Here is a 24,403-nt window from a genome sequence, read left to right on the forward strand (position 1 = left end):
CTTGTCCCTTACGGATCGTCTTGACTGCCCGCGCCGGCAAATCCCGCATTGCGAACAGATTGGGAACTATTAAACCATTAACTATTCTCTTTCCACCATGTCGTCGCGGTGGACCAGAACGTCGCGGCCCTTGTAGCCGAGCAGGGTCTCGATCTCGCGGCTCTGGCGCCCGGCGATCCGGCGCGCGGCCTCGGCGTCGTAGGCGATCAGGCCGATGGCGATCTCGGCGCCGTCCGGCCCGACGATGCGCACGGCGTCGCCGCGCAGGAAATTCCCCTCGACCCCCGTGACGCCAGCCGGCAGCAGGCTCTTGCCCCGGCGCAGGGCGTTTGCCGCGCCGGCGTCCACGGCGATCCGTGCGTCGCTGCCCAGGGCCCCGGCGATCCAGCGCTTGCGGGCCGTGCCGGGGCTGGCGGCTGGCGCGAACCGGGTATGGCGCTCGCCAGCCTCGAGCCGGCGGATCGGGTGCTCCGCGCGGCCGTCGGAAATGATCATGGCGCAGCCGGCGCCGACCGCGATGCGCGCTGCCTCCAGCTTGGTCACCATGCCGCCGGAACTGTATCCCGGCCGCGGCCTGCCGGCCATCGCGCGGATCTCGTCGGTGAGCGCGGGGACTTCGGGAATATGCGCGGCGTCGGCGTGCAGCCGCGGGTCGCGGTCGTACAGCCCGTCGATGTCCGACAACAGGACCAGCAGGTCGGCGCCGGCCATCTGCGCGACCCGGGCGGCCAGCCGGTCGTTGTCGCCGAAGCGGATTTCCTCGGTCGCCACCGTATCGTTCTCGTTGATCAGCGGCACGGCGCCGAAGCCGAACAGGGCGCCGAGCGTCTCGCGCGCGTTCAGGTGCCGGCGGCGTTCTTCCGTATCGGCCAGCGACAGCAGGATCTGCGCCAGGGTCAGCCCGTGGGCGGCCAGCGCTTCCTGCCAGGCGTGGGCGAGGTGGATCTGGCCGACGGCGGCGGCGGCTTGCTTCTCTTCGAGCGCCAAGGCCTTGCCGCTCAGGCCCAGTTGCCGGCGGCCGAAGGCGATGGCGCCCGACGAGACGATCGCCACTTCCCGGCCGTCGCCGCGCAGCCGGGCAATATCGTCGGCGAAGGCGCGCAGCCAGTCGCGCCGCAGCGCGCCCGACGCGTCGTCGATCAGCAGGGCGGAGCCGATCTTGAAGACGATCCGCCGGGCCGCCCCGAGCCCGATTGCGTTATCGGCGGCGGTCATAGCGGCGACCATGCGGCAGCCGGCGCGCGCCCGGCCTCTTTCTGCCGGTGTGCTTCGGCGGCATCGGCCAGGCGGTGCAGCGCCGTATCGACGCCCGCGCCGGAGACGCCGGAAAGCGCGAAGGGGCCGACGGCGCCGGCATCGGACAGCGCCGCGAGACCGGCCTCGATCTCGCCGGGGCTCAGGGCGTCGGCCTTGTTGAGCGCCACCACTTCCGTCTTGCCGTCCAGTCCGGCGCCGTAGGCAGCCAGCTCGCGCCGGATCGTCCGGTAGGCTGCAGCCGGATCGCCGTCCGCGCCGTCGACCAGATGGAGCAGCACGCCGCAGCGCTCGATATGGCCGAGAAAGCGGTCGCCGACGCCCTTGCCCTCGTGGGCGCCCTCGATCAGCCCGGGAATGTCGGCCAGCACGAACCGGCGCTCGCCGGCATCCACCACGCCGAGATGGGGGTGCAGGGTCGTGAAGGGATAGTCGGCGATCCTGGGATGTGCGCGCGAGACCCGGGCGAGGAAGGTCGATTTTCCGGCATTGGGCAGGCCGACGAGGCCGGCGTCGGCGATCAGCTTCAGGCGCAGCCACAACGAGCGCTCCTCGCCCGGCCAGCCCGGTTCGCAGCGCCGCGGGGCGCGGTTGACCGAACTCTTGAAATGGATGTTGCCGCGTCCGCCGTCGCCGCCTTTCGCGAGCAGCGCCCGCTCGCCCGCCGTCACCAGGTCGGCTACGAGAGTCTCCCGGTCCTCCTCGAAAATCTGCGTGCCGGCCGGCACCCTGATGGTCAGGTCGCCGCCGGCCGCGCCGGTGCGCGCCTTGCCCATGCCGTGCTGGCCGCGCTTCGCCTTGAAATGCTGCTGGTAGCGGAAATCGATCAGGGTGTTGAGGCCGTCGGCGCACTCGGCCAGCACATGGCCGCCGCGGCCGCCATCGCCGCCGTCCGGCCCGCCCTCCGGGACGAACTTCTCGCGCCGGAACGAGACGCAGCCGTCGCCGCCGTTGCCGGAACGCACGAAAATCCTGGCCTGGTCGAGAAATTTCATCGCGGCGAGGTACGGCGGGGGTATCCTGACGGCAAGGCGGAAAACGCCGCGACAGGCCGGTTCGGACTGTCATGGAACGGCTCGGATTTCGCGATCGGAGCGCCGGGCAACATTATTGCAACTCTGACTTGGGGCCCAAGCAGCAATGCTTTGGATAGTCATCTATGTGTCCCTCGATACGGCGAGGAGCCTGTCCCGAGCGAAGCCGAGGGACGCCTACTCGGGATGCGGTTAATATTTGCAATTGCAAATACCATTCCCTCACCCTGGGTAGCCCCGGATTAAAGCCGGAGAAGATTCCGCATCGTTCCTCTAGTCCTTTGAAATATTTGAATAAAAATATGGCCAATGCGGCCTAAGCGGCGGTTTTTGCAAGATTGGTCATCAAACCGAATGCAATATTTTTCAAAATTGGGACGGTAATCGACAGTGTGTGGCAGCGGATTACCATTTTCGAGCATTGAGACCAAACCGCAATGCCTATAGGTGGCGACTCGATGGACCGAAATTCTGGCGACAGCCGATTGCGGCCGAGAATGGCTTGGGCTTTCACGGCCAATGATCGCCATTGCACGGCAACGCGGCAATGCGCTGGAGACGATTTGCCAAGTCTGGTCTCTAGCTTCTAGTCCGTAAGGCGATTACCCTCCGCGCCGCAGTCGATCTTGCGGTTTTGGCACCGCGACCTCATGCCTGAATCAGGGTATCCGCCAACTCTCCGTTCCGTATCGCCACTTTGCTCTGCAACTCGGGTCGTGCCGTCGGGCCGGGTGGGAAAGGATCGATGACCGTCAAGTTCATCCATACGTCGGACTGGCAGATCGGGAAGGTCTTCCGCTTTGTCGACGGTGCGACGATGGGGCTTCTCCAGGAAGCCCGACTGCGGGCCATCTCGGGGCTGGGTGAACTCGCCGGGATGCACGGGGCGGCCCACGTGCTGGTCGCGGGCGACATCTATGACATGGAGGCGCTGTCACCGCGTTCGCTCAACCAACCCTTGGAACGGATGCGCGGATTCCCAAGTGTCCGGTGGCATCTGTTGCCGGGCAATCATGATCCGCACCGCCCCAACGGGCTCTGGGATCAGCTCCTCCGCAAAGGGTTGCCCGAGAACGTCAGCGTTCATATCGCGCCCGAGCCGGCGGTAGTTGAGAACGAGGAGTTCGTCCTCTTGCCGGCACCGCTATTTCATCGCCGTACGCTGGACGATCTCACGGCCTACATGGACGACGTTGACTTGCCCGAAGGTCCCATTCGGGTCGGGCTGGCTCACGGCACCGTCAGGGGATTCGGCTCCGACGACAAGGACGTTCCCAATTTCATCGCTCCCGACCGACCACGTCTTGCCGGTCTCTCCTACCTCGCATTGGGCGACTGGCACGGGCAGAGGCAGATCAATGACCGATGCTGGTACAGCGGCACACCCGAAATCGACGCCTTTGACGTGGTCGGCGGTGGTCAGGCATTGCTCGTTGAGATCGAGGGACCGAATGCGGTCCCCGCCGTGACCAGCATCCCGACGGGACAGTACAGCTGGGTCAGGCATTCGGAGCAGATCGGCAGCCATGCGGACATCGACCACCTCGCCGAGAAGCTGCGCGGCACCGCCGACGAACTGGATCGGGTGCTTGTCCATCTGGACGTAGAAGGCGCGTTGTCGTTGGGGGATCGTCAATACTTCCAGGAGAAGATCGTGGACGGGGTATCGGCCGCCCTATGTTTCATGCGTGTGGATGATCGCCGCTTGTTCGCGAAGCCGACGACCGAAGACCTGGATCGAATCGATCGTGGCGGTTTCGTGCGCACGGCCGCCGAACAATTGAAGCAATTGGCCGATGAGGGCGAAGGGGATGGCGGCATCGCCGCCGCTGCGCTTGAGCGTCTCTTTGTCGAACACATGAAGCTGCAGGCGGACGAGAGATGAAAATCCGATCCCTTGCCGTCAACCAGTTCAAGAAATTCACTTCCCCGACGCGCCTGGATGGCGTCGAGGACGGGCTCAACGTCGTTGTCGGTCCCAATGAATTGGGCAAGTCCACCTTGCTCGACGCGCTTCGCGCAGTCCTCTTCGAGAAATACAGTTCCAAGGCCCAGCCGATCATGGCGTTGCAGAACGACCGGAACCAGGCCGCGCCGGTCGTCGAACTGGCAATCGAGCTCGATGACGGCCTCTATCGGGTCACGAAGCGCTTCATCAAGAAGCCTTATGCCCGTCTGTCCTGTCCCGATGGGAGAAACTTGGAGGGCGATACGGCGGAAGACACGCTTCGCGCGCTTCTCGACTTTCATGAGCCAGGCAAGACCGGGGCGAAGCCTGAGACGCTTGGAATGTGGAATGTCCTGTGGGTGCAGCAGGGACAGTCATTCGGCGCGCTCGATCTTCCGGATAGCGCCCGCTCAAGCCTTCACAGCGCTCTGGAATCGGAGGTCGGTGCTGTCCTGGGCGGCCGTCGGGGGCGCGCGTTGCCGAAGGCCATCGAGAAGCAGCTCGGCGAACTGGTGACTTCGACGACCAACCGGCCGCGCGGCGCATACAAGGAACTGATCGACCGGGTCGAAGCGCTCCGCCGAGAACTGGCCGCCCTGCAAGCCCGCCGTCAGGAGTTGACACAAATGTTGGTGGATCTCGAAGACGCTCAGGAGACTCTGGAGGGGCTCTCCGCTGGCGACCGGGATCAGGCAGATCGGAAGGAGCTTGACAAGGCGCGCCAACGCCATGGCCAACTCGCCGAACTGGAGGCCCGCATAGAGGCCGCCTGTACCGAACGGGAGCTCAGGAAGCGCACACTTGAACAGGCCGAGCGGGCGGCAGAAGCCCGGAAGCGACTGAAGGCTGACGTCGAGACTGAGAAAGCGGCTCTCGGAACGGCCGGCTTACGGCTGACCGAAGCGCGTGAGCAGGAAATGGCGGCGCGATCCAAGGTCGATGCACTGCGTGGCGGAGTACGCGAGGCGGAGGCAGCCGTCACCAAGGCCGACGAAGCGGTATCCCGGCTTCGCCGCGTATTGGGGGCGGCAGAGCGTCAGGCCAGACTCCGTGATCTGAAGGGACGATACGAGAAAGCCGAGGCTGCCGAAAATCTTCAGCGCGAGGCCCAGCAGGCCGCCGCCGCCATATTGGTTACGGGCGACGCCATCGAAGGGATACGCCAGGCCGCGCAAGGACTGGAGACCATTCGAGGCCGCCTCAATGCAGCGGCAACCCTCGTATCGTTCGACATGACCGAGGATGGAATTTCCGGCATCGATGTAGATGGGGAGCCGCTAACCGGCGATCGCCGGTCGGTCCAGTCCGTCGAGCCGGTCACCATCACAGTTCCCGACCGCGGCCGCATCACGATCGAGCCCGCGATCAAGGACCGCGACAAGCTTCTTCGCCAACGGCGCGATGCCGAAACGGCGCTGCGAGAAGCGCTGGAGGATGTCGGCGCCAAGTCCGTGACCGACGCTGAAGGTCAAAACACCAGGCGCCTGAAGCTGCTGCGGGACGCGGAACTAGCCCGGCAGGGGGCCGAGCTGCACGCTCCCGCGACGGTCGACTACGAGGCCGGGGCACAGGCGCTCGCCGACTACATCGCGGGGCTGCGTCAGGTTCTGAAAAGGGAGATGAACGATTTGGATTTGCAGGAGCTGCCGGCCAGTCGAGATGCTGAGAGGGCGTTGGTTGCGGCTCAGGGGCAGGCGGACGAGACGCGCAGTGCGCTCGGTACAGCGCGTGCCGCATTGAGCGGGCCCGAAGGCACTTTGAGCGAACTGCAGACGGCAATCGCCACTCTTCAGGGCCGGTACGACGAAAGCGAGGACCGCCTGAAGAGGCTCCAGGTCGAGGTTGCGCAGGAGGAAGTGCGTCGTTCGGACGATGAACTTCAGTCCGGCATCGAAGCAGCACGCACGAATCTGTCCGAGCAGGAAACCACGGTTGCACGTCTTGAGGAGGAGCGCAGCGACGAGACCTTGCCACAGCTGGAGGCGCGTATCGGTCGTCTCGAAAGGGCGCTGCAAGGGAGGCGGGACAAACGATCCAATTTGAGGGAACTGATTGCCGGCCATAAGTCGCGCGTCGAGGCCGCCGAAGGCGCAGGTCTCGACGAGGCCATAGAGCGACAGGCTCGTGAGCTGGAGCTTGCGGAGGAGGAAGAGCGCCGGCAGAACCGCGAGGTTGAGGTCCTCAGCCTCCTGCTATCGACGTTGCGCAGTGCTGAACAAGAAGCCAAGGAACAATATTTGTCGCCCGTGCTGAAGCGGGTTCGTCCGTATCTTCAGCTCCTGTTCCCCGGCGCCGAAATCCGCATCGACGAAGACCTTCACATAGCGGGGGTTGTGAGGGAAGCCGGATACGAGGAAGCATTCAATCACCTTAGCATGGGCACCCAGGAGCAGATTGCTGTTCTCGTCCGCCTTGCCTTCGCGGAGATGCTGGTCGAACAAGGCCATCCGGCAACCGTCGTGCTTGACGACGCCCTGGTGTTCTCGGACGACCGGCGGATGGGAAGGATCTTCGACATCCTCAACATGGCCGCCCGAAACGTCCAGGTGATCGTATTCACCTGCCGAGAGCAACTCTTCGAGGGTCTCGGCGGTCGGCAGTTGTCACTTGCCCCGGCAGGTAGCGAAGAGCTTGCCTCAGCATAGTGTAGGGATAGGAAAATGAGGATTGAATCCGTCCGCATAGAGAATTTTCGTTCGTTCGAAGATGCAACTGTTCCGTTCAACAGATACGCTTGTTTGGTCGGTCCCAATGGCGCCGGAAAGTCGACTGTCCTAACGGCCTTAAATGTCTTCTTCCGCGAAACTGAAAATCTCTCTACCGATCTTAGTCAACCAGACCAAGAGGATTTTCACTGCAAGAACACCTCAGTTCCGATCAGTATTACGGTCACATTTGGCGACCTGAGTGAGGAGGCACAAGAGGACTTCTCCGACTATGTTCGGCAGGAGCGGCTCGTCGTGACGGCGGTGGCTACCTTCAATGAGGCAACCGGAAAGGCTCAGGTGAAACAGTACGGGCAGCGTCTTGGTATGAGGACGTTGAGCCCGTTCTTCGAGGCTCTCGACGGAGGTAAGAAGGTCGGTGAACTAAAAGAGATCTATAGCAAACTCCGCGAAATGTACTCGGATCTACCAGCACCGGGCACTAAAGACGCAATGGTGGTGGGTCTTCGAGAGTTCGAGGCTGCACGGCCGGATGAGTGCGAGCTGATTCCCAGCGAGGATCAGTTCTACGGCTTTTCGAGGGGAGCGAATCGCCTCTCAAAACATCTTCAATGGGTGTATGTGCCGGCCGTGAAGGACGCGGCCTCGGAACAGGTGGAGGCGCGGAACTCGGCTTTGGGCAAGCTGCTCGCCCGCACAGTTCGTTCAAAGGCCAATTTCGACGAAGAGATCGAGACGCTGCGCACGCAGATGCAGCAACGATATCAGAGTCTTCTCGACGGCAACCAAACCGTTCTCGACGACATATCTTCCGCGCTTCAAATGCGGATCTCCGAGTGGGCGCATCCTGACGCGCGTTTGCGCCTTCATTGGAAACAGGATCCTGAGAAGTCCGTGCGTGTCGAGGAGCCGTTGGCGCATATTCTTGCCGCCGAGGGCGAATTCGAAGGTGAGCTTGCGCGGTTCGGCCATGGGCTCCAGCGATCCTATTTGCTTGCGTTGCTGCAAGAGCTCGCCGGGACCGATGAAGTTGTCGGGCCTACCCTTGTTCTCGCCTGCGAGGAGCCCGAACTCTATCAGCATCCACCGCAGGCCCGTCACCTTGCCGCGATTCTCAACACTCTCAGTCGGGGTAATGCACAGGTCATCGTGTCGACCCACGATCCGCGTTTTGTCTCCGGCCAGGGATTTGAAGATGTCCGAATGATCCGTAAGGAAACTGGTCATCGAAGTTCTGCGGTAGCCCATGTGTCATTTGACGAAATTGCGCAGGCCGTGGCCGCGGCCACGGGTGAGGAACCAGCCAAACCGGAAGGGATGCTGGCGAAGATTCACCAAGCCTTGCAGCCTTCTCTGAACGAGATGTTCTTTACCCGCAGGCTCATTCTGGTCGAAGGGATTGAAGATGTCGCTTACCTCATGTCGTATCTCAATCTCCTCGATAGGACTGACGAATTCCGGCGCTTGGGTTGTCACATCGTAAGCGTAAACGGCAAGAGTGAGCTGCTTCAGCCACTTGTCATCGCAAGGCAGATGGGCATTCCGACCTATGTAATATTCGATGCTGACGCAGACAAACCCGACAAGAATGGCAGTCAAGCCAAGCACGAGAAGGACAACAGGGCGCTACTGACACTGCTTGGCAAACCAGAAGAAAACCCCATGCCTGCTGAATCATGCTCAGCGCCCGGTTTCACGATGTGGCATTCCGACATCGGGTCGGTTGTCGCTGCCGATATTGGAACGGATACCTGGGCGGAGTTCCGCAAGGAGGCTGACAAGCGCTACGCCCATGCCGGACGCCTGCGCAAGAATTCACTCCACATCGGCGCTAGCCTCGCGTTTGCTTGGGAATCCGAAAAGTACTCGGCCGGCCTTACCGATGTGTGCTCAGCCATCCTCGAACCGCAAAATTACATGTCCTGACACTGAGCTCTCGACTCTGCTTGGGGCTGGCTGGACCCACAATGGGGATTGGCCTCCAGTGGGAAACGCTCGTGCAGATTTAGAGATGGTGGTCGTCGCCTTGCTGGAACGTTCAAACCCACAACTGGCCCACCTCCCCCGTGGCGCGGAGGGGGCCCATTCTCTGGCCACCGTGGAGCGGCAAGTTATCCAGGCACGTCAATACACGTGATCCTGTCAAGTATCCTCGGTCGACATCACTCGAATAACGGGTTTGATTACGGAACGATATCGCTGCGACAGAACCGATAGAAGCCAGTTTTCTCGAGAAGTGTGGCGGTCACAAGCTAAAGACTATCCGCGATATTTTTGTTACCCAAATAAACATCACACACTAATCGACCGTAGCTAAGGCTCACTAGATTCTTCAGATCAACCTCTTTATTTAGGAGGAGTTTTTCTAATTTCTGCTTTGCAGCCAAGCCACCGCGTTCCTTCAATTCAGGGGCATCAACATTTGCTAATCGTACGCGTGATCCAGTCGTTTTTTTCGACTTCCAGTTCCATTTCGGATCAACTTCCACAGTATCTCCGTCAATAACTTTGGTCACGGTGAATGACATGAAGCTCTCCTTCGGTGTCGTCAGGTTAGGGAATCCGACAGCAAGATGTCGCTGTCGAGCAGGAATCTCCACTATTGACCGGATACTCGTGCCTTCTGGTCCAGCTCTGCGCCATGTGGTTTCCTAGGCACCACGGTGAGTTCGAACGTTTCCGAGATTGTGCTGTCACTTGGGCGGAGCGGAAAATATTGCATCGCCAAGGGAGAGTCTAGTCGGGCGCTGCACGCGGGTTGCCGGATTGAACGATTGGGTCAGGAAACTCGGTCTTGGCCGCGGCGCGTCGATCGATCTGCCGCAGTGCGGCCAGAATCTATGCACGATCCCTGATACGCATGGACCTTTCGGACTCCAAGTGGTCGACGAACGCGTCGATCACCGCCATCGCCGTGTCCAGCAGTTCGCTGATGTTGTGTTTCCGCAGGTCCCGGTCGATGTGAAGTCGATGAATCACTCCGTGCCGCGCGTCGATCATCCTCTGGAGTTCCGTGTCCAGGGTTACGAGCCGCTGACCGACCTTCCTTCTTCGGCGGAGCATCTTGCGGAATTCCATTCCGAACCATTCGTTAAAGGCTCTCTGGATACCGTCCAAGTTCTGAAAACTGTACCACCTGACGACGACATCCTCGATCGATGTCTTCCCTTCTGCGATGGAGAGGGCCTCGGACATGTCGACCCTGCGTGTCTGCCGTTGGAGCCGTTCTCGGGCTTTCGGGTCGAATTCCAGCAATACCGTGAACGAACGGCTCAAGAAGTGCTCGACGGCAGCTAGGGCAAACGGCACGAGGGCATTGTACAGGACGCGCTGAGGGTCCATCTGGGAGAGGGGTTCGAGATCGGTCCCGACAAGGCGTTCGAGGTCCGGCGTCGGATCGGGCAAGGCGTACTGGACGGCGCTGACCGACTCGCGCACGGATTCGTAGGCCCGGTAAATGCCGCGGCTGGGGGCATCGCGCCCGTCTTCTTCAATCTTCGTGTATCTGTTCTTGCCTGCGCTGTCGTTGTAAAACGCACCGCCGAATCGTTTTCTGGCGGCACGGACGACCCGGTTCTGCTGTTCTCTGTCGGCCGGGCTTGCCGAAGCACGCGTCCGTGTATGCAGCGCCCAGGCACAAGGCCGGGAACCTTCGTCGAGAGCTTCGGTCGGGGCGAAGATCGTGGCTTCGACGCCATCGTAGGACTGATACTCGACGTCGCTAAACCAACCAAAGTGCAGCTAGCCTTCCGGCCAGTTCCACAGATGGCTACAGCGTTCAAATCCGAACTCCACCAGAAGGGCCTGCAGTCCGCGCTTGTCAGACGTGTCGGGATGCAACGTGACTTCTATGCTCATGGGCTCGGATCATGGAGTTCTCGCGCGAAGCTACGGAATGAGAAACCGCGACGCGGATGGAACATACATCGCATCCGGCTTGGGAGAGAAGCGAGTCCGGGCATTGCCGACATCTTTATGAACCGTGCCGCAGTCAACGCCTCGGACGCACCTGATTCCGAATCCGGCGGCGGCCTGCCAAGACGCCCGGATCGGCTCCCACCTTGTGTTCCGGCCGCAAAGCCGGGGCGGTCGCCGTCCGCGGTCTCGCGGCTGATCGCAACGGCCTGACGGAAAACCCGATCCTTCCAGCGTCTCGATGGGTTGTCGATTTCTTGGGTTCCGCGCGCGCCTGAGAGACGAACGCGGCCCGGGTCATCAAATCGGACGCGGGATATTTCAATACAGGGGCGCCGGCGGGCGACACAGGGCGCCGGTCCGGGGCAGCGGTCCGGCGGGATCGTTCAGCATGACGGCGCCGGGATCCCCGTCACGGACGATCGCGGCCTCTCGCATACCATAACATTTTTGCTATCGATTCCTGCAAATTAATGCGTTTCACGCGGGCTCCGCGTTTCTCTACCAACGTCCGGTCAGGCTGCCGCGGTCGGAGGCTCGACCGGGACAGCCGGTGCTTGCGCGGTCGGGAGCGGATCGATGGATGCGGCCCTTGCCGTCGGGTATCGGCGTCGAGGGCGCCGTGCCCGAAGACGGCTCCTGTCGGATGACGCAGCCGGGCGCCGCTCCGGCGGCCTCGCGCGGATTGCGCCCGATAGCTCTCATTATCGCGCGCAATCCTGTCAAGCCCCATTGATTTGCCTGGCTGTTGTCCGGGCCCGTCCGCCGCCGGCAAGTCCATGTAACCGCTCGCTTTCTCTGTAGACCGTAATACCCGCGCCGGTCCCGCCGCCGGCGCCAGCTGCCCGGTGTTGACGCCGGGTTCCCGCCATATCGCCCCTCCGGCCCTGCCGCCCGACCCGCGCCCGGCGCCCCGTACGGTGCCTCTCGACCGCCGAGCCAGCGCCCCACAGCCCCGCGTTTCCGGCGGTTTCCGGCGGTTTCCGGGCGCCGCGCCGCTGCCCCGCCATCCCTGCACGACCCGCCGGATTGCGCCCGATAATGAGAGTTATCGCGAGCAATCCGGCAACGATTCGGGATCGCCGATGGACAGGTACAGGGTCGCCTGCGGAGAGGTTCTGCAAATCTGGGAATTGGCCTGCCGGACAATGAAGCGCGCCGGAGCCGGCGCTTCCGGCATGAGCTGGGGCTGTCCTTTCCTGCCCCTTTCCGGTTTCGCTTCCCGATTCCGTCCTTCTGCCTGGCGCGCTGCGGCCTGGCTGCTCGCCCCCGCGCCGGCCGGGCGCAGGCGCCGGCGAGCGTCGAGCCGGCGTCCGACACCGGGCAGTCCGGCTGCTCGACTAAAGCCGCCGAATTAAGCGTCGATCGCCGATGAGGAGTAACCCGATGTTCCAGAAATTCTCCAGAATCGCCCTCGCCGGCGTGCTTCTCCCGGCGTTCCTGTTTCTGTCGAACGGCCCGGACGCGCAGGCGCAGAGCAATCACAGATGCGCCAACTACCCCACGAACTACGTGACCGATGGCAGGGCGACGGTGGCCGGCGAAGGCGGCCTCTGCGCCATCGGCGGCGGCGAGCCGGTAGAGCGCAGCAGCGGGAACACCATTCGCTGCGCCACGGGGAACAAGCCGACCAGGCCGACCGGCCTGACCGCCACGGCTTTCCACGACTCCAGCGAGAGCGGAATCAGGCTCGCCTGGAACGCGCCGGGAAGCGCCACGGAGGCCGACAGGAACGTCTGGGCCTACGAGATCTACCGCCGGAACGAAGTCACGGAAACCAAGATGACGCTGTACCATGTCCTCAAGCGGCGTCTCAATACCCGTGTCGGAACTCTACCGGCCGGGGAGAACTGGCGAGTCTTTCCGGACAGTTGTTTCGGTCCGACCGCGACGAATCCGGGTATTGGAGCGAACAACCCGAACGGCACTTGCGATACGGTGCCGCTCGGCTCCGACTACCGCAAGCGCACGCCCGGCCTGACCTATGCACGTTATAGCCATCTGAACGGTCCGGGTTGCACTCGCGGCACAACCGGCGCAGTCTTCGTCAACCAGATGCTCTCCTGGGGGAGCGGCAATACGACCTTCGTGGACCCGTTCGTAACGCCGGGGCAAAGCTACGCCTACCGCGTGGTGGCGCAAACGATCCACTCCGAATTAGATACGACGAACCTCCACGATCATCCGGGAAGAAATTATGCCGGGAAGAGGCGAAGCGACTGGTCCGTGGCGGCCTCGGCGACATTGACCGCCCGGGCCCCGGGCGCGCCGACCGGCGTGGGCGGGACGCTGGATTCGAGCGGCTTCATCAAGGTGAGCTGGACGGCGCCGACGGCGACAACGACGACTTCGGGCCCGCAGGGCTACCAGTTGCGGCGCAGTTCGGACAGCGGCAGCACCTGGACCGAATTGCCGACTCTGAGGGGTTTAAGCCGTGCGCTCTGCAACTATGGAGGCACTACGGTTTCCTGTGCATCGGCGACCGGTACATTACCGACCAGCCACATCGACAAGAGCGCCTCCGTTACGGCCAATACCGCCTATATCTACCAGGTGCGGGCGAAGAGGTTCCACTGCATCAACCACGGTCAGATTGGCAACGGATGCACCGACAGCGAATGGACCGGTTCGTGGTCGACTTCCACGGCTTCGGTGACCACCGGGGGGACGCTGACCCGGGATTCCGCCCTGAAACCCGACAAGGTCATCGTGGACGACAGCGGCAACAGGCCCCAGCCCATACCCGTCCCTGCCCAGGAACTCCCGGCGGGATCGGCCACCATCAGCGCGGACAAGACCCAACTGAATCTGCAGGAAGTGGTCACATTGTCCGCGGCCACCGCCAACGCTCCCGACGGCATCGCTCCCAAATACCACTGGCAGTACCACGGCAACGGACGCTGGCTGGACCTGTACGCCGGCCAGACATGGGCTCCCAGCTTCACCTACCTGGAAATAAAGCCGCAAATCATGGTGTTTCGCGTCCGGGTCGCCTACGGGACGGAATATGTGGCGGACTCGGCGCCCGTGGCCGTGACCTGGGGCAACCCGGACGCGACGGTCACGATCGACGGCGACACCGTCACCTTCAACTCCCCGGCGACCGGCTTGCCGACGATCTCGGGGACGGCGCGGGTGGGCGAGACGCTGACGGCGTCTACTTCCGGCATCGCCGACCCGGACGGGCTCGCGGGCGCGACGTTCGCCTACCAATGGATATCGAGCCGCGACGGCACGGACACGGACATCGCCGGCGCGACGGCTTCGACATACACGCTGGCGGCCGCGGATGCGGGCGCGGCGATCAAGGTGCGGGTCGGCTTCAACGACGACAACGGCAACGCCGCGACGCTGACCAGCGCCGCCACGGCCGCGGTGGCGGCGGCGGATGGGGAAGCGCCGCCCAGCGTCGGGAAGAGCGTGCAGCGGGACACGCAACAGACGGCGGCGACGACGGCGGCGCCGGGACGGGTTCCGGGCCTTCGGGCGTCGCTCACGAGCAGCGGGCACGTGTCCCTGACCTGGACGGCTCCCGGCGTCGAGGACGACGGCAGCAACGCGCCGGCAATCTACAGGATCGTCCGCAGGGCGGCGGGCGGCGCGTTCGGCCTGTTGACCAGCGTTCCGGGCGTTTCGACGACCCACACCGACAGCACGGTGGCGGCGGGAACCAGCTATGTTTACCGGGTCCAGGGGGTGAACGGCGCGGGGAGCGGGCAGCTCTCTCCCCCGGCGGCGATCGGGGCTCCCCACCCGTTGACGGCGGCCTTCCACGGCCTGCCGAACGGCCATAACGGCAAGAATCTCTTCACGTTCGAAGTGCGTTTCAGCGAGGACGTCTCCGGCCTGACGGCCGGACCGGTCAAACGGGCGCTCACCGTCGCCAACGGTCGGATCGTCGATGTGACGCGGGCTGTTTCCGGCAAGAACCGCCGGTGGACGGTGAAGGTCCGCCCGTCCTCGTTCGACGACATCGCGATAGCCCTGGCCGCGACCGCCGACTGTTCGGCGACCGGAGCCATCTGCGACAGCAACGGGCGCAAGCTCACCGACGCGGTCTCGGCAACGGTGAGCGGTCCCGTCGCCGTCTCGGTCGCCGACGCAAGGGCAAACGAGGGCCCGGACGCGGCGGTCGCGTTCACGGTGACCCTGAGCCGCGCCGCCGCCGATACGGTGACGGTGGACTACGCCACCCGGGACGGCACGGCGACGGCGGGCGCGGATTACACGTTTACGCGCGGCACGCTCACTTTCGCCGTTGGCGAAACGGAGAAGACGGTCTCGGTGCCGCTGCTCGACGACGCCCATGACGAGGGCGAGGAGACGTTCACGCTGAAACTCACCGGAGCCGCCGGGGCGGTCATCGCCGATGGCGAGGCCACGGGCACGATCGTCAATTCGGACCCGCTGCAGCAGGTGTGGCTGGCGCGCTTCGGGCGCACGGTGGCGATCCAGACGGTCGAGGCCCTGGAGGGGCGCTTCGCGGTCCGGGCGGGCGCGGCGCCGCGCATGACCGTCACCGTGATGGGCCAGACGCTGAACCTGTCGCAGACCGGCGAGGGCCAGATACTGACCGCGGCGCTGACCGGGCTGGCGCGGACGTTCGGCGCCACCCCTCCGAACACTGCGGCGAACGATAACCCGTTCGCACGGCACGATGTCGGCGGCGCCTGGGGCGGGGCCCGGACCGGAACCTGGGGCGGCGCCCGGACCGGCACCGGCGCCCCGGCGCCGGCGCGGCGGCCGACGATGCGCGAGCTGCTGCCGGGCAGCGCGTTCCACTTCACGACCGGCGAGGTCTCGGGCCTGGGCGGCGCGATGACCAGCTGGGGCAAGGTGCTGTCGGACACGTCGAGCGGCGCGGGTAACGGCGGCCTGTCGTTCGCGGGCGAGACCGCGACCGGGGTGCTGGGCGTGGACTGGGAGGGCGACTGGCTGCTGGCCGGCGTGGCGCTGTCGCGCAGCGTCGAGACCGGCGGCGCCGCCTTCGCGCCGTCGGGTACGGACTACGGCATCGCGGGGTCTCTCACCATGGTCACGCCCTACCTGCGGGTGCGGGCGGGCGAGGGGCTGTCGTTCTGGAGCGCGCTCGGCTCGGGCGCCGGCGCGATGACGCTGTCCTGGGACGGCGTCTCCCAGAGCGCGGACATCGCCATGCGGCTGGCGGCCGCCGGCGGCCGGGCCGAGCTGCTCCGGCCGGGGCCCGGCGGCGGGCTGGCGCTGGCGCTGAAGGCGGACGCCTTCTTCGTGCGCACCAGATCGGCCCGGGTGTCGACTCCCGGGGCCGGCAACCTGGCGGCGGCGACCGGCGACGCCAGCCGGGTAAGGGCGGTGCTGGAAGGCTCGCGCGCCTTCGCGCTGCCGGACGGCGGCGCGCTGGAGCCGTCGCTGTCGCTCGGGCTGCGCCAGGACGGCGGCGACGACCAGAGCGGCGCCGGGGTCGAGATCGGCGGCCGGGTGACCTGGCGGGACCCGGAGACGGGGCTGAGCGTCGAGGCGCGCGCCCGGACCCTGATCGCGCGCAAGGACTCAAACTACCGGGAATGGGGCGCGCACGCGTCGGTGCGCCTGGCGCCGGGCGACCGGGGCCGGGGCCTGTCGTTCAGCCTCAGCCCGGCCTGGGGCGCGGCGTCGCCGGGCGGGGTCGAGCGGCTGTGGTCGGCGCGCGAGGCGGGCAGCCTGGCGCCCGGCCTCGCGCCGGGCGTCGGGGCAACCGGCGGATCGGCGGGCAAGTTCCGGGCCCGGCAGCGGCTGGACGGCGGGCTCGGCTACGGCGTCGCCCTGTTCGGCGACCGCTTCACCGGCACGCCCAACCTCGGATTCGGGATCTCGGACACGGCGCGCGACTACCGCATCGGCTGGCGCCTGACCTCGGCGGTCAGGAACGACCCTGGCTTCGAGCTCAATCTCGACGCCACGCGCCAGGAGGCCGTTGGCGGCAATACGCCGGCCCAACACGGCATCATGCTGCAGGGCAGCGTCCGCTGGTGAGTGTCAGGAAAATTCTGACGTGGACAGCCGGTGAAAGTCCGGCGGGAGGAAAGGTGTAACGAGCCGCCTTCGCCGCGAGCCGTGCGCAGGGCGCCGTGAGGCGTCATGCGAAGCGTCGGTAGCGGTGCGTGCGGGCAGGGTTATTGAGCGTCGAAACATGCTGAAAGATTCGGAGTGCCGAGGCTTTATCAGCGGCCGAAGGCAACACCGAGCGCCCGCTTTCGTGAGGGCGCAAGGGCTCCGCGGCGTCCGAGACCTGCGGGGAACTCCGCAGGGCGCGATTGTGTCGCCGATTCTGGCGAACATCTACCTGCACTACGTCTTCGACCTCTGGTTTCAGAGGAGATGGCGCACCCGAAAAGCACGCGGCGAAACACACATAGTGCGTTACGCCGATGATTTCGTGGTCGGATTCCAGCACAGGCAAGACGCGGAACGGTTTCTGCACGATCTGAAGGAGAGGATGGCCGCGTTTTCACTGGAACTGCACCCTGACAAGACCCGCCTCATCGAGTTCGGCAAGTTCGCGAGTGAGAACCGCCGGGCACGGGGCGAGCGACGTCCGGAAACCTTCGACTTTCTTGGGTTCACGCACTACTGCCGAACCCAGAGAGACGGAGAATTCGGGCTTGGGCGCAAACCAGTGGGGAAGCGAGTCGACCGGACCCTACGGCGTATCGGTGCCGAGCTGCGTCGGCGGATGCATCACAACCCTTACGAGGTGGCCAGATGGCTCGGGAAAATTCTGAACGGATGGCTACGCTACTACGCTGTCCCAACCAGCTCCCGGTCTCTAAAGCGGTTTGCATTCCGTCTTCGGCGAATGTGGCTGCGGGCTTTACGCCGGCGGTCGCAGATGGACCGGACCAAGCTGGACACGCTGGGCAAGTACACGGAGGTCTCGTGGCCGCCGCTGAAAATCCTGCACCCATGGCCCGAAAAGCGGTTTGCCGTCACACACCCGGCGCGAGGACTCCAACCCGTGCAAGGGGCTGCGGCGGCGCAAGACCGGCTTCGAGGCGCACTACCTGACGGACGACGAGTTCGCCGCGCTCGGTCGGGCGCTCGACGACGCGGAGGCGGAATGGCCGGCCGCCGTCGCCGCGCTGCGCTTCCTGCTCTACACCGGTGCGCGCAAGTCCGAGGCGCTGCGGCTCAAGTGGGAATACGTCCACGGCGACCGCGCGGTGTTGCCGGATTCCAAGACGGGTCCGCGCACGCTCTGGCTGGCGTCGCCGGCCCGCGCCGTGCTCGCGGCGCAGCAACGGCGTACCAACTGCCCGTGGGTGTTCGCGTCGCCCTGCGGCGACCCTGCGACGGTGGACAAGGCATGGAACGCGATCCGCGCGGTGGCGGGACTCCCGACGCTGCGCATTCACGATCTCCGCCATAGCCACGCGGCGGTCGCGGTCGGCGGCGGCGAGGGCCTGCGCGTCGTCGCCGGGCTGCTCGGCCATGCCGATATCAAGACCACCTTCGGCTATGCGCATCTTGCCGAGGACTCCGTGTTCGAGGCCGCGAACCGGGTCTCGCGCGGCCTTGCAGACATGCTCGACGGCGGGGAGGCAGGCCGATGACCGAACGCGCCCGCCTGACCGATGCGCTCGCGCGCGCGGCCCGTCCGCGCGAGCGCGAATACGCCGTCCACGATACTGCCCTGCAAGGCTTCATGCTGCGCGTCCAACCGAACGGCGCGCGGTCCTGGGTGTTCCGCTTCCGCCGCGCCGGCACGCCGCGCCGGGTCACGCTCGGCAAGCCCGATGCGGTGAAGGCCGACCAAGCACGCGCCGCCGCGCTCGCCTTCCTCGCGTGCGAGAAGGGCGGCGGCCAACCCGTGCCCTTTCCCGCTTCCGGCCCGACCCTCAAGGCGTTCGCCGCCGAATACGTCGAGCGGCGCGCGCCGTCGTGGAAGCCGTCCACGGTGGCAGCCACCATGAGCTATCTCGACAGCGCCATCCTGCCCGCTCTCGGCCATCTGCGCGTCGGCTCGGTCGTGCGGGCCGATATTGCCCGCTTTTTCCACGAATACGGGCGCAGGAAGCCGGGCGGGGCGAATCGAAGCCATGACATACTGCGCAACATGTTCGACTGCGCTAGCGCGTGGGGCCATCGGCCCGAAGCCGCCGGGAACCCGTGCAAGGGGATCGTGCGCTACCGCCGTCCGCCGCGCGGGCGGCTGCTCGGCGCGGACGATCTGGCGAAGCTCGGCGCGGTGCTGCGCCAGCGCGAAGCCGAAAGCACGGTCTGCGTCGCGGCGGTGCGCCTGCTCCTGCTGACGGGATGCAGGCCGGGCGAGATACGCCGCCTGCGCTGGTCGGAAGTCAAGCCCGACCGCCTGACCCTGATTGACGCGAAGACCGGGCCGAGGCACGTTCTGCTTGGCGATTCGGCGCGGGAGCTGCTGGCAAGCATCGCCGAAACGGCGACCGGGGAGTGGGTGTTTCCGGCGAGCAGGCGGGACGGTCCTTTGAGCAAGCATGACCTTCACTATTTCTGGATCACCACGCGCAACAGGGCCGGGATCGTGGCGGATGCCCGGCTTCACGATCTCCGTCATGCGCACGCTTCCCACGCGGTCATGAACGGGGAAAGCCTGCATGTCGCGGGTCGCCTGCTTGGGCATCGGCGGGCCTCCACGACGAACCGCTATGTCCATCTCGACGACGCCACGCTGAGCCAAGCCGCCGAGCGCGTGGCCACGGCGGTTCACCGTAAGCTATCTGATGGCCTGAGACAGGAATCCGGTCACTGACGCGGTAGCTGGCATTCGGACTCTCAAGTCAGAGGTGCGCCTCTCCGCGTGCGGCGCGCTTGCGACTGGCTCGCATCGCCGGGCGACGCACATCAACGTTCCCGGTTGCACTCTGGGACAGATCATGACATATTGTCCGAAATTGACACATAGCTGGCGACATGAACCCTCAAGGCACCAGCGAGTTTTCCGAACTGATGACGCGTGCCGGGCTAGGCATTGGAGAAGCTGCCGAGTTGCTAGGCGTCAACGCTCGGACCGTGCGGCGCTACATCAATGGCGAGGGGAAGCGTATCGACCGACTGAAGATCGAAAAGCTGCGTGAAGTCGCCAACGCGCGCTGCCCCGCAGATCGTGAGGAAGGATTTCGCTTCGTTGATATCTTCGCGGGGGTCGGTGGGTTGCGCCGCCCGTTCGAGGAAATCGGTGGTCGCTGCGTGTTCACGTCCGAGTGGGATCGGTTCTGCAAGGAAACCTATACAGCAAACTTCCCGGAACCGGCTGACAGCGATCACGAGTTCGTCGGCGACATACGGCCATACGCGAACAAGCCGGAAACCGTACCGCCGCACGATGTCCTGTTGGCGGGGTTTCCTTGCCAGCCATTCTCCATTGCGGGCGTATCGAAGAAGAATGCGCTTGGCCAGCCCCATGGCTTCCTGTGCGACACGCAGGGAACGCTCTTCTATGATCTGGCGAAGATCATTGACCATCACCGGCCGCCCGCCTTTCTGCTTGAGAACGTGAAGAATCTCGAACGGCACGATGGCGGCCGGACTTTTGCGACAATCATGCATGTGCTTGAGAGTGAACTGGGCTACAGCGTCAAGACGCGAGTCGTGGATTCCTCTCCGTGGGTTCCGCAAAAACGGGAACGGATATTCATGGTCGGATTCAGGGAGCCGACGGCTTTTGATTTCGACGAACTCGCAATACCGACTGGCCGGGCACCCACGCTGCGGATCATCTTGGATGCCGATGTTGACTCGAAGTACACGCTGACCAAGCATTTGTGGAACTATCTTCAGGACTACAAGAAAAGACACCGGAGCGCAGGAAACGGATTCGGTTATTCCCTTTTCGGCCCGGATGATGTCGCCCGTACCCTTTCTGCCCGCTACTACAAGGATGGGTCGGAAATCTTGATTCGCCAAGTGGGCAGGCGTCCACGTCGGCTGACTCCAAGGGAGTGCGCACGGCTGATGGGTTTCGAGAAGCCAGGGGGTAGAGAGTTTAGAATTCCGGTGTCGGACACCCAAGCCTATCGGCAGTTTGGCAACGCCGTGGTCGTGCCCGTGGTGCGTGCAGTAGCTCAACTTATGAAGCCGCACCTCGCCGAACTGCTCGCAAGAGCGGGGCGCCGCCTCCCTTCAGCCAACCAGAGCGAATTCCTGTTTCCTGAACCGAGCGCCGCCGTCTGAGTCATGGCTGCCGATATCGTTGCACCGGAAGTCCGCAGCAGGATGATGGCGGGCATCAAGGGAAAGGACACGAAGCCGGAAAAGGCGGTGCGGTCTGCATTGCATCGCTTGGGATTCAGGTTTCGCGTTCATTGCGTGGATTTGCCCGGAAAGCCGGATCTTGTGTTTCCGAAACACAGAGCCGTGATTTTCGTCCACGGATGCTTTTGGCACGGTCATGACTGCCACTTGTTCAAATGGCCGAAGACCCGAAGTGAATTCTGGCGAAACAAGATCAGTTCAAATGTTGCTCGCGACGGTAGGAACCTGTCGGCTTTGGCCCATAGTGGTTGGCGGGTAGCTACGATTTGGGAATGCGCCATCAAGGGGCGAGCACGTCTCCCGAACGATGCGATTGCAGAACGTTGCGCAGCATGGCTGGTGTCCGATGAACCGAAATTGGGGCTGAGCGGTGATGAGACGCGGACAGTTACGTGATTACTTCGCCGGTGCAGGCGTCAAGCGCCTGACCGCTGTGGATGCCGAGCCCCGCCGGTCCAATCAGCACGAGGTAGGCACGACGGGGAACATGCGCCGTCAGTTCCTCGGTGAGGTTCAGCATCAGCGCTTCCGGGCCATCTACGTCTGGCTTGGTGAGGATCAGGACGGATTCACCGCGGAAGGAACTGCGACCCATTACGATGCGCGCGAGCAGAAGCCTCGGGCAGCGGAATGGCGTCTCTACTATCCTTCCAATCCCGTGACGGAGGCCATGCGGGAACGCGATACCCTGTTTCTGGCCATGACCAACGATCAGCTGCTCTATTTCATCGTCGCACCGGAAGGCTCGACCAGCGAACGGCAGCTATCGTGGCTATTCGATCTGCATCCGAGGGGGCGTTCGTTCGTGTCGCGCGAGGTTGCCGACGACGAGCCGGAGTTGGATTTCGCTGCGCGCTTCATCCTCGACGAAATCGGTATCGAATTCGAGGAACCGGACACAGACCGACTTGATACCATTATCGAACGCTTCGGCTTGGCATTTCCGAAGACCGTTGAGTTCTCCGATCTCGCCCGTCTCACTCTGCCCGAAGCGAGGGCCGAGGATGATCCCGATATGGCGCTTGTGGCGTGGCTGAGCCACGAGGAAGCGTTGTTTCGGCGTCTTGAACGGCGCATCGTAGCTACACGACTTGACGAAGGATTTAAGGACGATAGCGGAGCAACCGATGTTGACGGTTTCATCCGGTTCTCTCTAAGTGTTCAGAACCGGAGGAAGTCGCGAATGGGGCAGTCGCTGGAACACCATCTTGAAGCAGTATTCCGTGCCTATGAAATTGCCTACGTTCGCGGTGCCGTAACGGAGAACAACCAACGGCCAGACTTTCTGTTCCCCAGCGAAGAAGCGTATCGGGCCGCTCCCGAGGTTGGCTACGCGTGCCTGACCATGCTTGGAGCGAAGTCAAGCTGTAAGGATCGTTGGAGGCAGGTTCTGGCTGAAGCCACGAAGATTCCGAGGAAACACCTTCTCACGCTTGAACCAGGAATTTCCGAGCCGCAGACAAGTCAAATGGCGAATTCAGACTTGCAACTAGTCGTGCCGCAGTCGATTCAGGAAACTTATACCAATAACCAGCGCGCTTGGCTTTGGAATGTCAATGACTTCATTCAAGATGTACGAGCACGAGCATGCAAATGATCGTGCTTGCGGGGTAGGTGGACGATGTGGTGCTGGATTGTAGAAAATTCCGAAGCAATCCGCGTTGCTATCCTTTTTCTTGGTCTTCTCGGTGGGGGTATCGGACTTTATCTTGCTAGGTGGCGCTGCCTTACCGCAGACCGGAATTTGTTGCGGGAACGTTGCCAGATGGGAATGGAGCTATTGAGTCTCAATCCGGAGCGCTATACTGCCCGAGTTGCAGGGGCTACTATTCTCTCGGACATTTTGAACGATAATTCGACTGAGTACGACAGTAACATTCTTCGCGCCTTTGAAGCCTTTCTGTTCTCCCCGCCAGGATTTGGTATGGACTTGGAAAACCACAAGAGAAATGAAACTGACTACGAGAGTCGAGATACATTTGTAGTGGTCAGCGCGTTGCGGCGGTACGCAAGAAAGCATGATGCCAAACTTATGCTTCCGCTCCCTCCGGGCCTAGTCTTTACAATTTCCTCAAACACGGTAGAGCCAAACAAGGATCACGAGCATTACAAACGGTGGATGGAGGCAAAAGGTAGACCCCCAGAATATGTTGACTAGCATCTTGTCGGGCGTAGCGCTTAGTCTACCCGTTCGGGATGTGGTAGTCTTGAAGCGAAGGACACGGCAAGCCGTGTCCTGGACGTGGCTTGGGTTGGGGAATAGGAGGGGGACGGAAGAGCGAGCGGGTTTCTAGGAACCTGTTGTAAACAAAGGGTTTTCAGCCGCTTTTTTGTATAGCTGATCTGAAATCAGCGAGCATCACCGATGCGTGGGGTGTGAGATTCAAGGCCGCCCCGGGCGGTCGGGACGGCCGATTCTGCTGAAGGATCGATCGGGGAAATCGGCGCCGGCTGACCCGGCGGACCGGAGCCGACGCGGCGCTTGAGCGGCGGACCCCGGATCGTGGTCCGGCCTGCCCCGGGCTTGATCCGGGGGCAGGTCTGCGGACACTACTGCATGATGTCGTGCCGGCCGCGCTGCCGGGCGGTCCGGCAGATGCCGCCGCACCGGTGCGGACAGTCGTGCCGGCGGTCGTGCAGCGGGCGGTGCAGCGGGCCTTGCACGGGCCGGTGCGCGCCGGCGGCCGCACTGGCCGCGGCGCGGTGCATCCGCTACTGTCGCGGGGCCGGTGCAGCAAGGCCCGCACTGCTGCACGCTCGGCCATGCGGGCCGCGCCGCCGCCTGCCCCGGACCCCGATCCGGGGGAGAGACGACGCGGCCCGCTCGTGCGTTGCGGGCTATGCCGCGACGCGCTGAACCGGGATGCCGAGCTGCCGCGCCTTGTCGACAAGGTTGTCGGTGATGCCGGAACCGGGGAACGCGATCACGCCCTTCGGCAGAAGGTTGAGCAATTCGTCGTTGCGGCGGAAGGGTGCGGCGCGTCCGTGCCGGTTCCAGTCGGGCTTGCAGACGATCTGCTGGATGCCGTTGCGCTCGGCCCAGCGCGCCGCGATCTTCTCGACGCCGGGGCCGCCGCCATGGACCAGCACCATGTCGGCGTATTTCTCGCGCGCCTTGTCGAGCCGGGCGATGACGGCTGCGGGGTCGGCGATGTCCTTGCCGCCCGCGATGGCGACAAGGGTTCCGCTCGGCAGGTGCGCCATGGTTGCGCGGTCCTTGCGGGCGCGCATGAAGTCGCGGGCGTCGATGGCGGCGGAGGTGAGCGTGCCGGTCTGCGAGACATGACTGCCGCGCCGGGGCCGCCACAGGCTGCCGGTCTCGGCGCGGTAGGCTTCGGCGG

Annotated in this window: 15 protein-coding genes; 10 read left to right on the forward strand and 5 right to left on the reverse strand. The window is 63.8% G+C overall.

Annotation, left to right across the window (positions count from 1 at the left end):
• Positions 1 to 81 precede the first annotated feature (81 nt).
• Positions 82 to 1,215 carry a glutamate 5-kinase gene (gene proB / locus OXM58_02685; protein MDE0147252.1) on the reverse strand — a complete coding sequence of 378 codons (1,134 nt, stop codon included), beginning with the start codon at positions 1,213 to 1,215 and terminating at the stop codon, positions 82 to 84.
• Positions 1,212 to 2,249 (reverse strand): GTPase ObgE, encoded by a 1,038-nt coding sequence (gene obgE, locus OXM58_02690; protein MDE0147253.1) that lies wholly within the window; start codon positions 2,247 to 2,249, stop codon positions 1,212 to 1,214. Before obgE ends, proB begins: the two co-directional genes overlap by 4 nt.
• Positions 2,250 to 3,033: 784 nt before the next feature.
• Between obgE and OXM58_02695 the strand changes: the two genes are divergently transcribed.
• Genes OXM58_02695 through OXM58_02705 form a run of 3 tightly spaced genes read left to right on the forward strand, consistent with a single transcriptional unit; the run spans position 3,034 to position 8,828 of the window.
• Positions 3,034 to 4,173: a metallophosphoesterase gene (locus tag OXM58_02695; GenBank protein ID MDE0147254.1), complete on the forward strand. Its 1,140-nt coding sequence runs from the start codon at positions 3,034 to 3,036 to the stop codon at positions 4,171 to 4,173.
• On the forward strand, positions 4,170 to 6,881 hold the full coding sequence (locus tag OXM58_02700) for an AAA family ATPase (GenBank protein MDE0147255.1): 2,712 nt from the start codon (positions 4,170 to 4,172) through the stop codon (positions 6,879 to 6,881). The genes OXM58_02695 and OXM58_02700 overlap by 4 nt, the downstream gene beginning before the upstream one ends.
• A 15-nt stretch (positions 6,882 to 6,896) precedes the next feature.
• On the forward strand, positions 6,897 to 8,828 hold the full coding sequence (locus OXM58_02705; GenBank protein MDE0147256.1) for an ATP-dependent endonuclease: 1,932 nt from the start codon (positions 6,897 to 6,899) through the stop codon (positions 8,826 to 8,828).
• Positions 8,829 to 9,154: 326 nt separating this feature from the next.
• On the opposite strand, the gene OXM58_02710 is transcribed toward OXM58_02705, so the two are convergent.
• Both OXM58_02710 and OXM58_02715 read right to left on the reverse strand, forming a co-directional pair.
• Positions 9,155 to 9,430 carry a thermonuclease family protein gene (locus OXM58_02710; GenBank protein ID MDE0147257.1) on the reverse strand — a complete coding sequence of 92 codons (276 nt, stop codon included), beginning with the start codon at positions 9,428 to 9,430 and terminating at the stop codon, positions 9,155 to 9,157.
• A gap of 310 nt (positions 9,431 to 9,740) precedes the next feature.
• Positions 9,741 to 10,340 carry a hypothetical protein gene (locus OXM58_02715; protein ID MDE0147258.1) on the reverse strand — a complete coding sequence of 200 codons (600 nt, stop codon included), beginning with the start codon at positions 10,338 to 10,340 and terminating at the stop codon, positions 9,741 to 9,743.
• 1,863 nt (positions 10,341 to 12,203) lie between these two features.
• On the opposite strand from OXM58_02715, the gene OXM58_02720 reads away from it, so the two are divergent.
• From OXM58_02720 to OXM58_02750, 7 genes are all read left to right on the forward strand, one after another.
• Positions 12,204 to 16,808 carry a hypothetical protein gene (locus tag OXM58_02720; GenBank protein MDE0147259.1) on the forward strand — a complete coding sequence of 1,535 codons (4,605 nt, stop codon included), beginning with the start codon at positions 12,204 to 12,206 and terminating at the stop codon, positions 16,806 to 16,808.
• Between the two features lie 947 nt (positions 16,809 to 17,755).
• Complete coding sequence (locus OXM58_02725) at positions 17,756 to 18,385, forward strand: site-specific integrase (protein ID MDE0147260.1); 630 nt, start codon at positions 17,756 to 17,758, stop codon at positions 18,383 to 18,385.
• Positions 18,382 to 19,560: a tyrosine-type recombinase/integrase gene (locus OXM58_02730; protein ID MDE0147261.1), complete on the forward strand. Its 1,179-nt coding sequence runs from the start codon at positions 18,382 to 18,384 to the stop codon at positions 19,558 to 19,560. The genes OXM58_02725 and OXM58_02730 overlap by 4 nt, the downstream gene beginning before the upstream one ends.
• 161 nt (positions 19,561 to 19,721) lie before the next feature.
• Positions 19,722 to 20,981 carry a DNA (cytosine-5-)-methyltransferase gene (gene dcm, locus OXM58_02735; protein MDE0147262.1) on the forward strand — a complete coding sequence of 420 codons (1,260 nt, stop codon included), beginning with the start codon at positions 19,722 to 19,724 and terminating at the stop codon, positions 20,979 to 20,981.
• Positions 20,982 to 20,984: 3 nt separating this feature from the next.
• Positions 20,985 to 21,458 carry a very short patch repair endonuclease gene (locus OXM58_02740; protein MDE0147263.1) on the forward strand — a complete coding sequence of 158 codons (474 nt, stop codon included), beginning with the start codon at positions 20,985 to 20,987 and terminating at the stop codon, positions 21,456 to 21,458.
• Positions 21,436 to 22,659 carry a type II restriction endonuclease gene (locus tag OXM58_02745; GenBank protein MDE0147264.1) on the forward strand — a complete coding sequence of 408 codons (1,224 nt, stop codon included), beginning with the start codon at positions 21,436 to 21,438 and terminating at the stop codon, positions 22,657 to 22,659. The genes OXM58_02740 and OXM58_02745 overlap by 23 nt, the downstream gene beginning before the upstream one ends.
• A gap of 24 nt (positions 22,660 to 22,683) precedes the next feature.
• The gene (locus OXM58_02750; GenBank protein MDE0147265.1) at positions 22,684 to 23,220 is read left to right on the forward strand and encodes a hypothetical protein; all 537 of its coding nucleotides are present in this window, start codon (positions 22,684 to 22,686) and stop codon (positions 23,218 to 23,220) included.
• Positions 23,221 to 23,900: 680 nt separating this feature from the next.
• On the opposite strand, the gene OXM58_02755 is transcribed toward OXM58_02750, so the two are convergent.
• Positions 23,901 to 24,403: DUF2493 domain-containing protein (locus tag OXM58_02755; GenBank protein MDE0147266.1), on the reverse strand; the 503-nt coding region annotated here is incomplete at its 5' end.

The sequence above is a fragment of the Rhodospirillaceae bacterium genome (assembly GCA_028819475.1).
Lineage (GTDB): Bacteria > Pseudomonadota > Alphaproteobacteria > Bin65 > Bin65 > Bin65.

Coding starts and splice junctions, on each gene's coding strand:
- OXM58_02730 (MDE0147261.1), top strand. CDS start 18,382: ATGACCGAACGCGCCCGCCTGACCGATGCGCTCGCGCGCGCGGCCCGT.
- OXM58_02740 (MDE0147263.1), top strand. CDS start 20,985: ATGGCTGCCGATATCGTTGCACCGGAAGTCCGCAGCAGGATGATGGCG.
- OXM58_02700 (MDE0147255.1), top strand. CDS start 4,170: ATGAAAATCCGATCCCTTGCCGTCAACCAGTTCAAGAAATTCACTTCC.
- OXM58_02750 (MDE0147265.1), top strand. CDS start 22,684: ATGTGGTGCTGGATTGTAGAAAATTCCGAAGCAATCCGCGTTGCTATC.
- OXM58_02705 (MDE0147256.1), top strand. CDS start 6,897: ATGAGGATTGAATCCGTCCGCATAGAGAATTTTCGTTCGTTCGAAGAT.
- OXM58_02745 (MDE0147264.1), top strand. CDS start 21,436: ATGAGACGCGGACAGTTACGTGATTACTTCGCCGGTGCAGGCGTCAAG.
- proB (MDE0147252.1), bottom strand. CDS start 1,215: ATGACCGCCGCCGATAACGCAATCGGGCTCGGGGCGGCCCGGCGGATC.
- OXM58_02710 (MDE0147257.1), bottom strand. CDS start 9,430: ATGTCATTCACCGTGACCAAAGTTATTGACGGAGATACTGTGGAAGTT.
- OXM58_02720 (MDE0147259.1), top strand. CDS start 12,204: ATGTTCCAGAAATTCTCCAGAATCGCCCTCGCCGGCGTGCTTCTCCCG.
- OXM58_02695 (MDE0147254.1), top strand. CDS start 3,034: ATGACCGTCAAGTTCATCCATACGTCGGACTGGCAGATCGGGAAGGTC.
- dcm (MDE0147262.1), top strand. CDS start 19,722: ATGAACCCTCAAGGCACCAGCGAGTTTTCCGAACTGATGACGCGTGCC.
- obgE (MDE0147253.1), bottom strand. CDS start 2,249: ATGAAATTTCTCGACCAGGCCAGGATTTTCGTGCGTTCCGGCAACGGC.